At 33.3% G+C, this 14082-nt stretch carries 14 protein-coding genes and 1 tRNA gene; 2 read left to right on the top strand and 13 right to left on the bottom strand.

Going from position 1 to position 14082, the window contains the following annotated elements; genetic code table 11:
- From R3L15_RS12095 to R3L15_RS12050, 10 genes are all read right to left on the bottom strand, one after another.
- A complete protein-coding gene (locus tag R3L15_RS12095; protein ID WP_338731967.1) occupies positions 1–324 on the bottom strand; it encodes a DUF4286 family protein in 324 nt (107 codons plus the stop codon).
- A 58-nt stretch (positions 325–382) separates the two neighbouring features.
- Positions 383–2167 carry a tetratricopeptide repeat protein gene (locus tag R3L15_RS12090; RefSeq protein ID WP_338731966.1) on the bottom strand — a complete coding sequence of 595 codons (1785 nt, stop codon included), beginning with the start codon at positions 2165–2167 and terminating at the stop codon, positions 383–385.
- A 166-nt stretch (positions 2168–2333) separates the two neighbouring features.
- Positions 2334–2465, bottom strand: coding sequence for a hypothetical protein (locus R3L15_RS12085; protein ID WP_338731964.1), 132 nt, complete (start codon positions 2463–2465; stop codon positions 2334–2336).
- Between the two features lie 137 nt (positions 2466–2602).
- A complete protein-coding gene (gene serS, locus R3L15_RS12080) occupies positions 2603–3886 on the bottom strand; it encodes a serine--tRNA ligase (protein ID WP_338731963.1) in 1284 nt (427 codons plus the stop codon).
- A gap of 60 nt (positions 3887–3946) precedes the next feature.
- A complete protein-coding gene (locus R3L15_RS12075) occupies positions 3947–5257 on the bottom strand; it encodes an HTTM domain-containing protein (protein ID WP_338734143.1) in 1311 nt (436 codons plus the stop codon).
- Complete coding sequence (locus R3L15_RS12070) at positions 5247–6179, bottom strand: bifunctional riboflavin kinase/FAD synthetase (protein ID WP_405023538.1); 933 nt, start codon at positions 6177–6179, stop codon at positions 5247–5249. The genes R3L15_RS12075 and R3L15_RS12070 overlap by 11 nt, the downstream gene beginning before the upstream one ends.
- An 82-nt stretch (positions 6180–6261) precedes the next feature.
- On the bottom strand, positions 6262–8292 hold the full coding sequence (locus R3L15_RS12065) for a M43 family zinc metalloprotease (protein WP_338731962.1): 2031 nt from the start codon (positions 8290–8292) through the stop codon (positions 6262–6264).
- Between the two features lie 85 nt (positions 8293–8377).
- Complete coding sequence (pth, locus tag R3L15_RS12060; protein ID WP_338731961.1) at positions 8378–8944, bottom strand: aminoacyl-tRNA hydrolase; 567 nt, start codon at positions 8942–8944, stop codon at positions 8378–8380.
- A gap of 142 nt (positions 8945–9086) precedes the next feature.
- Positions 9087–9737, bottom strand: coding sequence for a 50S ribosomal protein L25/general stress protein Ctc (locus R3L15_RS12055; protein ID WP_338731960.1), 651 nt, complete (start codon positions 9735–9737; stop codon positions 9087–9089).
- A gap of 23 nt (positions 9738–9760) precedes the next feature.
- Positions 9761–10702 carry a ribose-phosphate pyrophosphokinase gene (locus R3L15_RS12050; protein WP_338731959.1) on the bottom strand — a complete coding sequence of 314 codons (942 nt, stop codon included), beginning with the start codon at positions 10700–10702 and terminating at the stop codon, positions 9761–9763.
- Positions 10703–10846: 144 nt separating this feature from the next.
- Between R3L15_RS12050 and R3L15_RS12045 the strand changes: the two genes are divergently transcribed.
- Positions 10847–10928: transfer RNA gene (locus R3L15_RS12045), tRNA-Leu, on the top strand.
- A 91-nt stretch (positions 10929–11019) separates the two neighbouring features.
- A complete protein-coding gene (locus R3L15_RS12040; protein WP_338731958.1) occupies positions 11020–11229 on the top strand; it encodes a hypothetical protein in 210 nt (69 codons plus the stop codon).
- Positions 11230–11285: 56 nt separating this feature from the next.
- Here the strand turns inward: R3L15_RS12040 and R3L15_RS12035 are convergent, their stop codons facing one another.
- The 3 genes from R3L15_RS12035 to R3L15_RS12025 form a co-directional block, all read right to left on the bottom strand.
- Positions 11286–11513, bottom strand: coding sequence for a hypothetical protein (locus tag R3L15_RS12035; protein WP_338731957.1), 228 nt, complete (start codon positions 11511–11513; stop codon positions 11286–11288).
- Between the two features lie 217 nt (positions 11514–11730).
- Positions 11731–12573 carry a hypothetical protein gene (locus R3L15_RS12030; RefSeq protein WP_338731956.1) on the bottom strand — a complete coding sequence of 281 codons (843 nt, stop codon included), beginning with the start codon at positions 12571–12573 and terminating at the stop codon, positions 11731–11733.
- A gap of 465 nt (positions 12574–13038) precedes the next feature.
- A complete protein-coding gene (locus R3L15_RS12025) occupies positions 13039–13983 on the bottom strand; it encodes a DUF6371 domain-containing protein (RefSeq protein ID WP_338731955.1) in 945 nt (314 codons plus the stop codon).
- Positions 13984–14082 lie beyond the last annotated feature (99 nt).

Raw genomic sequence — 14082 nt, 5'->3', positions numbered from 1 at the left:
TTAATTGAATGTTACAGAAAATTCATCAATCACTTCTAACTCAGTTCTAAAGGCTAGCATTTTATCGGCAAAGCGTTTTACGCCGTCTTGACGCATAGCATCGGCATGGTTTTTATAATATTCTTGCAAAGCTTCTTTTGATTTTGCACGGTATTGAATGGAGTAGGTGGTGCCACCCATGTCTTCTTCTACAAGTACTTTGGTGAGTTTTGCTTCGGTAAAAAGTCCTGTGGAAAGCACGACAGGAATATGGTTTTTTATCCAATTTAACCATTCGTCGTGAATGCTGTCGTCTATGTTTACGGTTACGTTATAAATAATCATTACAAATGAATTTAAGCGCAAAGATAAACAGAATGTGATAGCTTAATACAGTTATGGCTTAATTTATAGTGTCGCCACGAAGCATTCGGTATTTTTTTCTGGCTTCGACGTAGTAGATGCTGTCTTCGTGATTGAAAATTATTTTTTCGTAAAAAGGTTTAGCTTTTTCAGGCTCAGCCAAGATGTTATTGTAAAGTTCTGCTAGAGAGAAATAGGCATCGTCTGCTAGGATATCGTCATTATAATTGGCGATAATGTTTTGATAATTGGCAATGGCTTTATCATATTGCTTTTTTTCCTCAAAAAGTTGTGCTTGTTTTAGCAATGCTTGATCTTCTATGCTTTTGCCTTTGTGTTCTTCTAGAATAGAATTTAAAAGTGTGATAGCTTTGTCATTTTTGTTTTGATAGGCCATTAAATCGGCTTTTGCATAAAGTTTTAGAGCAGTTTGCGTGGAGTCTTCGTATTTATTGTCTGTAATTAGCAGCATTAAGTCTAAAGCATCGTTGGCAATAAGTTGTGTTGTTGAGGATTTTAAGATTTTTAGTTGCGATTCTGCCCATTTAAAATCGCCTTTATAATAGCTAGTTTGAGCTACTTTAAATCTAGCCTCTTGAGATAAGGTGCTATTTTTTAGATTTCTTTGAATTTGAGAATAATAAATAAGTGCTTCATTAAACTTTTCTTCGTAAACGAGGATGTCACCAAGAGTTAATTTTACTTTAGCTTCTTGAAATTTACTTAAAGGGAGTTTTAAAGTTTCACGAAGATTACTTATTGCTAGAGAGGTTTGGTTTAAATTAAACGCAAGAAAATTGGCGTAGGAGATTTGTAAATCTAGTGTAGTTGTAAACTTACCGTAGGTATCAAAAAGGTTGGTGTATTTTTCTTGTATGCTTTTGTAGTTTTCTTTATTGGCTAGTTGTGTTTCAAGATTAATACGTTTGTTTTCGGCTTCTAAAATGGTTTCTGTGTCTTGAGCTGTTTTAGTGATATACGTAAAAATCTTAATAGAGGTATTGTAAAGTTTATCTTCTTTAGCATTGTCGCCAAGTTCTATAATTCTGCTTAAACTTACAGGGTTTCTGGCAAAAATTGCTTTTTCCTGCATAAAGGCTTTATTGTATTCTTTTTGCTGAACAAACAACCAGCTTAACATTTCATTCCATAGTAAATTAGGGTCTTTTTGCGATTTTTTTAAGAGGATATTTTTTAATAAAATATTATGTTCGTTTTCAGGGTTTTCGCTAATAAAGTCGCTAAAAATTCTTTTGGTATTACTTAAGTAGCTTTTGTTAAGATTGTTGCTTAAAAAATTTAAGTAGCTATTAAACATTTTTTCTATTTCACCTTTTTCACCATAGATTCTTGCTAATTGAATATCAAATTTTAGTTCAGGGTTTAGTTCCATGGCTTTCTTATACGCTGTAATAGCATAATCTAACAAAGACTTGTCTTCAAAAGCGCGTCCAACTATAAAAGCATACCGCGGATTGTTGTCGACAAAGGTTAAAGCTACATCATAGTTTTCATTTGCTTTTAACAGGTTATTTTGTAGTTGAAAATTATAACCTAATTCTACATGTAAGGCAGGATATTTTGTTCTAGAAATTTGTGTTGTAAGTAACTTTTCAGCTTCTTGAAATTGTTCCAGATTTTGATGCGATTCGACTAAAGCAAAAAGATATTTGTAATTATTAGGCGACGTTTCTAATAGTTTTTGATAAGAAATAATTGCTTTTTCAAATTCTCCATTTTTAAAATACTCGTTAGCCAAATCTTCGTCTTGAGCAAAGCTCAAGGTTATAAGTAAGGTGAAGAATAAGGTGAATAAATTTCTCATAATAAAAACTAATAAGTAAAGATATAAAATGAGATATGCTAATGTGTGAATTTTTTAATAAAAAAATGCCTGAATGGTTGATTCAGGCATTGACCAACCAATATAAAAGTGCTATTAATCACTAAACATGATTCAATTATTTTGATTGGGACAAAAAGGATTTGTTTTATTCGTCCAAAATATTAGCCGTTATTGTTTCATTTTCAGAATGATTACCAAAATCAAAATCTGAAAACAAAAGTTTTCCAGCTAAGAAAGCGAGTACGGCTAAAAGAATAATACGTTTTAAATTCTTCATTACCAATAAGTAGGTTTAAGTTCTTAACCTTACTAACTTCAGTAAAAAAAATGTGATATACAAGTAAAACGCAAAAAAATCGGTGAATGACCCGATTTTTTTGCGTTTTATCTTAAAAAGATGAAAAAACTTACAGATTAATCAATCGTATTAAAACCTGTATAAGGTACTAAAACATCGGGTATTTTTATACCGTTTTCGGTTTGGTAGTTTTCAAGAATACCAGCTAACACTCTTGGTAATGCTAACGAGCTACCATTTAGTGTGTGCGCTAATTCTTTTTTTCCTTGATTGTTTTTTAAGCGCAGTTTTAATCTATTTGCTTGATAGGCTTCAAAGTTTGATACAGACGAAATTTCTAACCAGCGGTCTTGAGCTGTTGAAAATACTTCAAAATCGAAGGTAAGCGCAGAGGTAAACCCTAAATCGCCACCACATAATCGTAAAATACGGTACGGCAATTTTAAGTCTTGTAAAAGGTTTTTCACATGTTTTACCATATCGTCTAAAGCTTGGTAAGAATTTTCAGGCTTTTCAACTCTTACAATTTCAACTTTTTCAAATTGATGTAGTCTATTTAATCCTCTTACATCTTTTCCGTAACTTCCTGCTTCTCGTCTAAAACAAGGCGAATAGGCGGTATGTTTTATAGGGAGATCTGTTTCGTTTAATAATACATCTCTATAAATATTGGTAACAGGAACTTCGGAGGTTGGAATTAAGTATAGTGTGTCTTCAGAGACGTTATTGGCAATCTCATACATTTGTCCTTCTTTGTCTGGCAATTGGCCTGTACCATAGCCAGAAGCTGTATTGATTAAAAAAGGCGGGATGATTTCTTCGTAGCCTGCATCGGCATTTTTATCTAAGAAATATTGTATTAAAGCGCGTTGTAGCCTAGCACCTTTTCCTTTGTAAACAGGAAATCCAGCACCTGTTATTTTAGAGCCTAATTCAAAATCTATAATGTCATATTTTTTAGCTAATTCCCAATGAGGTAAAGCGTTGTTATGAAGTTTAGGAATATCGCCTTCTCTAAAAATTTCTTCATTGTCTTCATCTGATTTTCCACGTGGTACTGAGCTATGAGGTACATTTGGAATAGTGTATAACAAGTCGTTTAATTGGTTAGAAATGTTATTTAACTCGTCAGAAAGTGTTTTAGATTCTTCTTTTAGGCTAGATGTTTTGCTTTTTATGGCGTTAGCTTTTTCTACTTTTCCAGATTTGAACAGCATGCCAATTTCTTTGGATAAGGTGTTAGATTCGGCTAAAATATTATCTAAACGTGCTTGCGTTTTTCTGCGGTTTTCATCTAATTGTAAGACATTGTTAATTGTTTCTGTAGCGTCTAAGTTTCTTTTTTTTAGAGCTTCAATAACATAATCTTTATTCTCTCTAATGTATGGTACTTGTAACATGCTTTTTCTTTTGAGGAAATTTGAAAAGCAAAAGTAACAAGTTTTTAAATAAAAGTGTGTTTATTTTGAAGGTAATAACCAAGAACTATGTTTAAATGGTTCCCATTTTACTGAAGCTATATCAACATTGGAATTAATAAGTTTTTTGTAAGGTTTTCCGTTAACACTAATTCTACAAGAAACATATACGGCAACATCTTTTCCTTTTTTAGCGTAATCTTGTTTTAAATGTTGCGCAAATTGCCAAATAACATCGGGTTTACTGGAAACATGACGTTGTTGCTTTTTGGTTAGATAATTATTTAGATTAATGTTTTCACGTTTTAAAGTTTTTTTATCCTGAACCACATAACTGGCAACGCCTTGTTTAGAACGCAACATCATTCTCCAGGACATACGATGGCCTTCTTCGGTCCAGAGTACATTATCTTTAATAAAATGATGTCTTAAAGGCAAGGCCAATTGTGTTATGAAGTGAATAGCAAATAAAGCCATTAAAGGCTTGCTGTATGATGGTATAACGACTTCTTCTTTGTTATATAAGGGCTTCTTTTTTAAGAAAATGTTTCTAATTGTTTCTGGTGAAAAGAAGAATAGAGCAAACGCTAACGATAAATAAGGAAAAATACCTACTTGAAAAACTATAGAATTAAATAAATGGAAGAATATAGAAGCAAAAAAGGCCAGTTTTCGTGTTGGTTTAAATAGCAATAAAGGAATAACAAGACCGTCAAATAAAATACCGCCGTAGGCAAGAAAATAGTGTACCCATTTTTGTTGTAGTAGATCGCCAATAATGTAGTAATGTTTTTTCGAGGCCATCATAAGCTCCATAACAGAGGTGTCTAACCAATCTGGGTATAGCTTTGCAATAGCACCATAGGTATACACAATAAACATTTGAATAATAAACACCCAACTACACCACTGTGGCATAGCTATTTTTTTTAGACTTGGGTTTTGTTTTGCATCTAGAGACAAATACCTGTTAGCAGGTTGAAATGCCATTATAGTACTTAAAATTATTAAAAGATAGTAGTGGTTGTTATAGGACGATTTTTGCATAAAATATGTGCCTGCCCACATAATGGTAAACATAATAACACTAAACCTATATTTATAGCCTATCATAATAAAAAGCCCAAAAAGCCCCATAATTATATAATAGGCGTACATCATATGTTCTGGTAATGGTTGTAACCATTCAAAACCTATAAATGAAAAGGTGAATTCGGGCTCGATAAGTGTTCTTTTAACCCAACCTGTAACGATAGCGCCTACCGACTCTAGAAAGCAAAGTAACCCGAAAATAATTCTAAAGACGATTAAAGGACTGTTGTCTATATGTTTAAATAAGAAGTTATTCAAAATCTTTAATAAGATTTAAAGCCGTTTTTTGATCTTCTTGTAGTTGTTGTTTTAAATCATCTACCGAATTAAACTTTTGTTCGTCTCTAATTCTCTGAAGAATTTCAACTACTAATTTATGATTGTAAATAGATTTTTTAAAATCGAAAAAATGAATTTCTATAAATTGACTATTTGTGTTATTTACTGTAGGGTTTGAGCCAATATTCATCATGCCATACACCAATTTGTAATCTATAAGCGCTTTTACCACATAAACACCATCTTTTGGGATAAGTTTATAAGTCTCTTTAATAGACAAATTTGCCGTAGGAAACCCTATTTTAGTGCCTAGAGATTTTCCTTTTATAACTTCACCAGAAAGCATGTAGTTATATCCAAGATACTTGTTAGTCGTTATAATATCACCATCTATAAGCGCTTTTCTAATTTTTGTAGAACTCACGGTTACTTCGTTAATATCTTGAGCGCTTATTTCTTCTACATCAAAGTTATATTTATTACCAAACACTCTTAAGTCATCAATATTAGCGGTGCGATTTCTGCCGAAATGATGGTCGTAACCTATAATTATTTTTTTTGTGTTTAGTTTGTTAACTAATATATCTTGGACAAAATCTTCGGCGGTTAATCTGGAAAATTCTTTGGTAAACTCTTTTATAACTAAATAATCCAAGCCTAGATGCTGTAATATGTTACTTTTCTCATCAATAGTGTTTAATAATTTAATGTTGGTGTCTTTTTGAAGCACCATTCTTGGATGGGGAAAGAATGTTAAAACTGTTGCGTAAAGATGGTTGTCTTTAGCCGATTTAATTAATCGCTCAATGATTTTTTTATGCCCAATATGAACGCCATCAAAAGTTCCTATTGTAAGAACAGTTGGTTGGTTAAAAGTTATATGTTTTTGATGAATTATTTCCAAAGTGTATAAATGAAGAACAAAAATAAAAAAAGAGGATTGAAAGTTATTCAATCCTCTTTAATAATATATAATTAAGTTGTATTTACTTTTTCATAAATCTTAAAGTAGCTTCGTTAGCTCCTTTAGAGATTTTTATAAAATACATACCATTACTTAAGTTAGCTGTGTTAATAGTTAAGTCGTTTTCGCTAGAAATAACTTTTTTAGAGATTACTTGTCCTAACATATTATAAATAGCATAGTTATCAGGTAAATTGCTATTAGTAGTTTTTATATTTAAAACATTACTTGTTGGGTTAGGGTAAAGCGCTAATCCGCTAACAAACTCTATATCATTTGTACTTAATGTAGTAGTAGATATGGTTGTTGTTTCGGTTGCGTCAAATTCACCTCCAGTAAAAATGGTAGTACTATTGTTGTCCATTAATTCATAAGATCCATTACCATAATCACAACAAATACCATCTTCAAAGTCATCATAAATTGTGAAAGTATAACATTCATTATCACTAATAGTAAATATTTCTGTATATGTGGTATTGTCTTCTAAATTTGTGCCTCCTAATGTTGGGTGATTCCCGCCATTGTAAAGCACTGTACCATTAGAGTCTACAAAGTCCCATGAGGTTTCATAACCATAATCATCTGTTAATAATGTTAACGTAATGGATGTAGAGCCAAAATATGAATTGCCTAGTTCTACAACTTCAGCATCAGCATCGTTAGCTGGATTCATATCAGAAGCTCCATTAGGGTTAGATGTAGAGACATTAAATGTATAGTCTCCTGAGCCAAGAGCTATTTCAGGTAAATTAACCATGTCAAAATCACCATAGTTAACTAAATTGCCAGTCCAAGAGATAGTGTTATTTGTTCCACCGTCAATGTCATAATTAATAGTTGCAGATGTTAATGTATTATTACCGTTGTTATATACCCTTACAACTGGTGTAATTGTAAATTCACATTTGTCCATGTTAAGACTTTCAATAGTTGCTCGTGAATCTAAATCGTAAACCATAGCTGGAGTACAAACGTTTGAAGAGGCTAATTCCATTCGTCTAGGGCAATTATCCATAACAGCAGCTATTCTAGTTGATTGATCTACTGTAAAAGTATGCATACAGGAGTCATCTGTGTAGTCCATATAGTTTTCAACCATGTCTGGGTCAGTATTACCAAAGACACATGAATCAACATTTGGACAGCCATAATTAGCATCTCCTGCCAAAGGTGTGTCATCGCAATAGTCATCAACATTACATCCACCGTCGCCCCAAATATGTCTTAAACCTAACCAGTGACCAGCTTCATGGGTTAATGTTCTACCAGCGTTATATTGCCCTCCATTAGGGTTGGGGTTGGCTATGCTTCCTACACTAGAATATAAAACAACTACGCCATCTGTATTTGCAGGACCTCCATCTACATTTAACCCATCTAATCCAGAATTGTCAGGGAATTGGGCATAACCTAATATACCACCAGATAAATCAGCAACCCAAACATTAAAATATTTTGTAGGATCCCATTGAGTAGCAGCTTTCATACTGGTATCAAAGTCATTTCTAGTAAAAGGGCCGTCGCCATAGGAGGTAACTCTATTGATACCTGGCTCGTCTAATTGAATACCAGATTCATTAACTTGGGCTAAACAAAATTGAATTTCTGTATCTGCAGAAACAGCATAGGTACTACCGGCCAAATCTGCATAATCTATATTTAATTGGTCAACCTGAGCTTGGATTGTTAATTCGTCTAAATTTTCGGCACCTAACCCATCTGTGAAAACATGAAAAATAATAGGGATAGTTCTTACTACTCTTTGACCATTTTCTCTGTTATTTATATCTCTTTTTGTCTTTTGAATCTTTGGGGCTAACCATGCTTCAAATTCTTCTTTAGTAGCACGATTAGGATATTTTTCTTGCAATAAGGCCTCATTTTCATCTGTTAAGCATTTAATGTAACCTGTGAGTTCTAGAGATCTTTGATTATATTCTGAAAGCGGTATCTCTTTGTTACTTTTAGTGTTTTTCTTCTGTGAAAAAGCACTAAAAGAGATAAAGAATAAAAGAAAGTAGGACAGTGTCCTAAATGTAATTTTTTTCATGATTTTTAATATGTTTTATGTAAAAGTGAGTTAGTAAGTGATAAATTTACAAAAAAAGCAGGGGATTATGTTAAAAGGTTAAGACTTATTTTCCGTTAAAGGTGTTCATTGTTAGGCTTGGACCTGCTGTGCCAAATGATTTTATAAGCTCTACAGATGTTTTTAATCGTTCGTTAAGTTTATCTTCTTCTTCGTTAGACCAGTGGCCTAAAACATAATCTACTTGTCTACCTTTACTAAAGTTATCACTAATTCCAAATCTAAATCGAGCATATTTAGTGGTGTTTAGTTTTTGTTGAATGTCTTTTAGACCGTTATGTCCACCATCGCTTCCTTTTGTTTTTAACCTAATTGTGCCAAAGGGTAAGTTTAAATCATCTGTTATTATAAGTAAGTTTTCTAAAGGTATTTTTTCTTTATTTAACCAATATAATACAGACTTGCCACTTAGGTTCATGAAAGTACTAGGTTTTAAAAGAATAAACTGCCTTCCTTTAAATTTGTATGTAGCTAAATCGCCTAGTTTTTTGGTTTCGAAAGTGATATCTTCTTGTTGTACTAGGTAGTCTAGTATTTTAAATCCAATGTTGTGTCTTGTATTATGATATTTTTCACCAATGTTACCAAGACCAACAATAAGGAACTTTTTCATACGATTTGTGTTTTCCTTTTTTGACGTTTTTTTGAAAATGTAGGAAAGATAGTTACAGATTTTCAAAATAAGTTTTTTTGTAAAAGTAAAAAAGCATCCTGAAAGTTCAGGATGCTTTTTATATAAAAGTTGTTAAGAATATTTATTCTTGAGCATCTCCTTCAGCTGGAGTATCGCCTTCTGCTGTTGCTTCAGCACCTTCTTCTAGCTCGTCTTCATCCTCATCATCAACGGCAATAGCCATAGCTAATCTTGCACGTTTAATTTGACATACTACAGTATTGTCTGTTTGCATGATGCGGTATAACTCGTGTTGTAAATCGCCTACATAAAGTTTGTTTCCAATTTTTAAAGGCGTAATATCTACTTCTATAAAATCTGGTAAGTTTTTAGGTAATGCTTTTACGCGTAATCTACGAGAGTTTTTACGTAATACACCACCAGCTTTTACACCTTTAGAGTTTCCTGTAAAGTGAACAGGAACTTCCATAGTAATTGGCTTACCTTCATGAAGTTCGTAAAAGTCTACGTGAAGAATAGCATCTGTTACAGGGTGAAACTGGATGTCTTGCATAACACCTTGGTAAGTTTCTCCATTATCTAGTTCAATTACAACTGTGTGAGCGTTTGGAGTGTAAACCAGTTTGTTAAACGCTACTTCGTCAGCTGCAAAATGTACTGGTGTGTTTCCTCCGTATAATACGCAAGGAACCTGTCCAGCATTACGTAAGGCTTTTGTTGATTTCTTGCCTACGCTTTCTCTTTTAGATCCGTTGATCGTAATTGATTTCATTATTCGTATTTATTAATTATTAATTACATTACAAATTTAGAACTTATTGATTGGTTATGGTGTACGTTGTACATCACACTTGCAAAAAGTTCGGCGCAACTTAAAACAGTTATTTTGCTACTTTCTTGACTTAATGGAATAGAGTCGGTAACAATTAATTCTTCAAGTTGCGAATTTTCTATTTTTTCATAAGCATTCCCCGATAAAATAGGATGTGTACAAATAGCTCTTACGCTCTTTGCACCACGTTCCATCATTAAATCGGCTGCTTTAGTTAGTGTTCCAGCAGTATCAACCATGTCATCTACTAAAACAACATTCTTTCCTGTTACATCACCAATTAATTCCATATGAGAAATAACATTGGCTTTTGCTCTTTGTTTGTAACAAATGACAACATCGCTTTCTAAAGCTTTAGAATAGGCGTATGCTCTTTTAGAACCACCCATATCTGGCGAAGCAATTGTTAAATTGTCTAACCCTTTTTCTTTTAGATAAGGTAAGAAAATGGTTGATGCGAATAGATGATCTACAGGTTTTTCAAAGAATCCTTGAATTTGATCGGCATGTAAATCCATGGTTATTATTCTAGTTGCTCCAGCTGTTTCAAGCATTTTAGCGACTAATTTTGCTGCTATTGGAACTCTAGGCTTGTCTTTTCTATCTTGTCTTGCCCAACCAAAATAAGGCATAACAGCAGTAATGTGTCTTGCCGAGGCACGTTTTGCGGCATCTAGCATTAACAACATTTCCATTAAATTTTCTGAGCTAGGGTTGGTCGACCCAATGATAAATAATCTAGCACCTCTAACAGATTCTTCGAAAGAAGGTTGAAATTCACCATCGCTATAAGTAGATGTTATAATTTTACCAAGATCTTCACCGTAAGCTTTAGCAATTTTTTCGGCTAAAACTTGACTTTGCGAACATGCAAAAATTTTGGCTTTGGTTTTAATCTTTGTCATTGATAATGTGCTGTTATAGAGTCAATAAAAATCTACTTGTTTTTAATGAGGTGCAAATTTATGAATTTATTTTGTTTGTAAAAGGATAAAAGCCACTATTTTAATGGGTGGTAATAAATTATTTTATAATTTTGCAGTCCTTTTGCTCGAGTGGCGGAATTGGTAGACGCGCCGGATTCAAAATCCGGTTCTTTCGGGAGTGTGGGTTCGATTCCCACCTCGAGTACTTGTAAAAACCGTATGTATCTAATATTTAGATGTTTACGGTTTTTTATTTGTTTATTTTGCCGAGATTATGCCGAAAAAACTGTTTTTTTATGACTAATTTAAAACTTAATCAAAACCACCTTTTAACTTCAGAAGAAAGAAAACAACTTAATCGTGAGCTTAGGAAAGACTTAAGGGGAGCTAAAAAACAAGCGTATTTTGCTAAAAAAGAGTTAAGACAGGCAAAAAAGAGATTTCGTAAGTGGAATAAGGAGTGGGAAAGATTTATTGAAAGACACAAAGAAGAAATACTAAATTAAAAAAGCGGCTAACATAAAATGCTAACCGCTCAATAAAATAGTTGCTAAAATTACGCTTATGCGTGTGTTTTTGGTTTACTGTTTGTGGTTGTTTGTTTGGTTGCTAATGTAAACAATCCTATACCGATAATAGTCCACAAAGCTAGGCTTTTCAGTTTAACAGGTTTTTTAGTGGTGGTTGCGGCGGTGGTTACCGTGGTTGGCAACTCCTGGCTAATGGTTTCAACTGTTTGTGGTTGTTTGTTTGCTAATGTAAACAATCCTATACCGATAATAGTCCACAAAGCTAGGCTTTTCAGTTTAACAGGTTTTTTAGTGGCGGTTGCGGCGGTGGTTACCGTATTTTGCTAAAAAAGAGTTAAGACAGGCAAAAAAGAACTTTCGTAAGTGGAAAAAGGAGTGGGAAAGATTTATTGAAAGACACAAAGAAGAAATACTAAATTAAAAAAGCGGCTAACATAAAATGCTAACCGCTCAATAAAATAGTTGCTAAAATTACGCTTATGCGTGTGTTTTTGGTTTACTGTTTGTGGTTGTTTGTTTGGTTGCTAATGTAAACAATCCTATACCGATAATAGTCCACAAAGCTAGGCTTTTCAGTTTAACAGGTTTTTTAGTGGCGGTTGCGGCGGTGGTTGCCGTGGTTGGCAACTCCTGGCTAATGGTTTCAACTGTTTGCTGTTTGCTTAAATAGGTTACCTCTATACTGTTAGGTAAATCTAAATCTAGTACCGCATATTTCGCCGTGCTTATATCCGCAGTTTTTTCAGTTGCGGCGGTATCTACACCCGCATCAGTCATATACTTGTTTAAATCTGACTTGATAACCTCAATTTGAGAGCTTAAAAACTGTTTTCTAGCGTCAAACGCATTTGTTGACAAAGAGCCAATAGCATAATGCATATTGGATATGTGCCATTTTAAAACCGCAATAAATTCTTGCGTGTTATTATAATGCTCTATGAATTGCGCCATTGTTGCGTTAGATTCATTAAGGTTTTTTAAATCCTCAAAGTATCTTTTAAAAAATGGCGTAAACTTATAATTAACCCAATTATCCAACGTCATTTCGTCAGAGGATGTTAATGGGATTTCGCCTACACGGTTACTATACGAGCAAACCACATCGGTTTCTGCAAATCCAGGATCTAATCTACACCCGTAACCAACGGTAAAACTACCACCGTCAACGGCATCTTTTATTATATTAATAATAAATGTAGGATTATGCGATACTTCTAATACTGCATTTGCTACATTTCTAACTGCTCTACCTAGCCAGGAGAAAAAACCTCCTAAAGCTGGTTCTAGTTCTTGATTTCTGTTTTTTTGATAATTCATCATAATAAATTTTTTAAATTAAAACTTTGTTTTTAATAACTAGCAACTATTGAAGTTTTAAAATTGCGTATTACTTTATCATGAAAATTTAATGGTTGATGTTTACCACCATTTAGTAAAAATTAGCGGCGTAATAACAATGCGCTTTTTTATATTAATTGCACTTTTGCGGTTGGTTGTTTTACTTATTAACCGTTATTCTTGATATTAACAAGTATAAACAGCGGTTTTACACGCCGCCGCCGTTATTTTTTAGCGGCGGTTTTTATGGCGGTTGCGGCGGCGGTTTTTTCTTTTATAGTATTTCTTTTGAATCTTGTATATTTGTGATGTGACTAAGTACGCGGTTTTCCAAGTACGTACCTCACAAATATACATAAATGCTTCGCGATGAAATACTCAAGAATTACATTTATTATGAAAGGGCAAATAAACTTGCCCTTTTTTATTTCTTATATTTCGTATTCTTTAGCTAGGTATTTTTCTTATAATATCTTCTAGGTCATAACCATAAATACCTAGATTATCTCTTTGCGTATCAGTCATACCTTGCGTTAAGTCTAGTATATTTAAGTTTATCCCTAACTCTTTGAGCTCCGTGATTCTTTTGCTTATTGCTTTAATTGCTTTGCTACTGAAATCAGGAATTACCAACACTCGTTGATACCCTTTTAAACAATGTGCTTTTTTTACAGTTAATTGAGTTAAACCACCATAAGCTAACCATGTGAATTTTGGTAAAACAATACTTCCAACAATAGCCGTTTTTTCACTTTCTACTAAAACAATTCGTTGCCTATCTTTGCAACTAGGAATTAACAAGTGTTCACCAAATAAGCATGAATAATACCCTTTGTCATTTAGATAAGGAGCTTTGAATTTCTTTTTACGTCGACCATTGGTATCGTAGTATGATATTTTTAGCTTCTGAACTTGTAAATCTGTATTAATACTCCAAAACATAACACCTCCATCATCACTAGTTCCTAGGGCATATTCTTTACATGCTTTGTCAACTCTATTGTCGCCATAGGTTTTACGTAAATATTTTAAGAGGTTGTTTTCTGGCAGCTTACTATACGCGTCCCAAATCTTATTCTCTGGAATAAACTTTTGAGGGATGCTGGTTGTTTTTGGTTGGGTTGTTGCAACAATAGGTTCAACAATACTATTATAACTCTCAAATTGCTGAATAACATCATTATAGGTAAACAAGTTGCCTGCGCTATCTTTATACAATATAGGTGGTAATGTTGTTGTGTCGCAATAATGACAATATCCAAACCGTTTAGGCTGGTTTTCATAATGCACAAAACCACCGCCGTTTTTCTTGTTACAACAAGGCGTTATTATATTTCTATCTCTTTTCCTAGAGAATTTATATTTAGTATCTATTTTTTCTAATTTTCTCATGCTTTTTTATTTTTCCATTTAGGAAACTGGAAACTGGAAACTACATAGCGTTAAGTATAGTGTTTACAACGCTTAACAAAGATTTGAAACAACCCTCAA

This window comes from Mangrovimonas cancribranchiae (genome assembly GCF_037126245.1).
Taxonomy (GTDB): domain Bacteria; phylum Bacteroidota; class Bacteroidia; order Flavobacteriales; family Flavobacteriaceae; genus Mangrovimonas; species Mangrovimonas cancribranchiae.
This window is presented reverse-complemented; position numbering and strand designations above follow the sequence as displayed.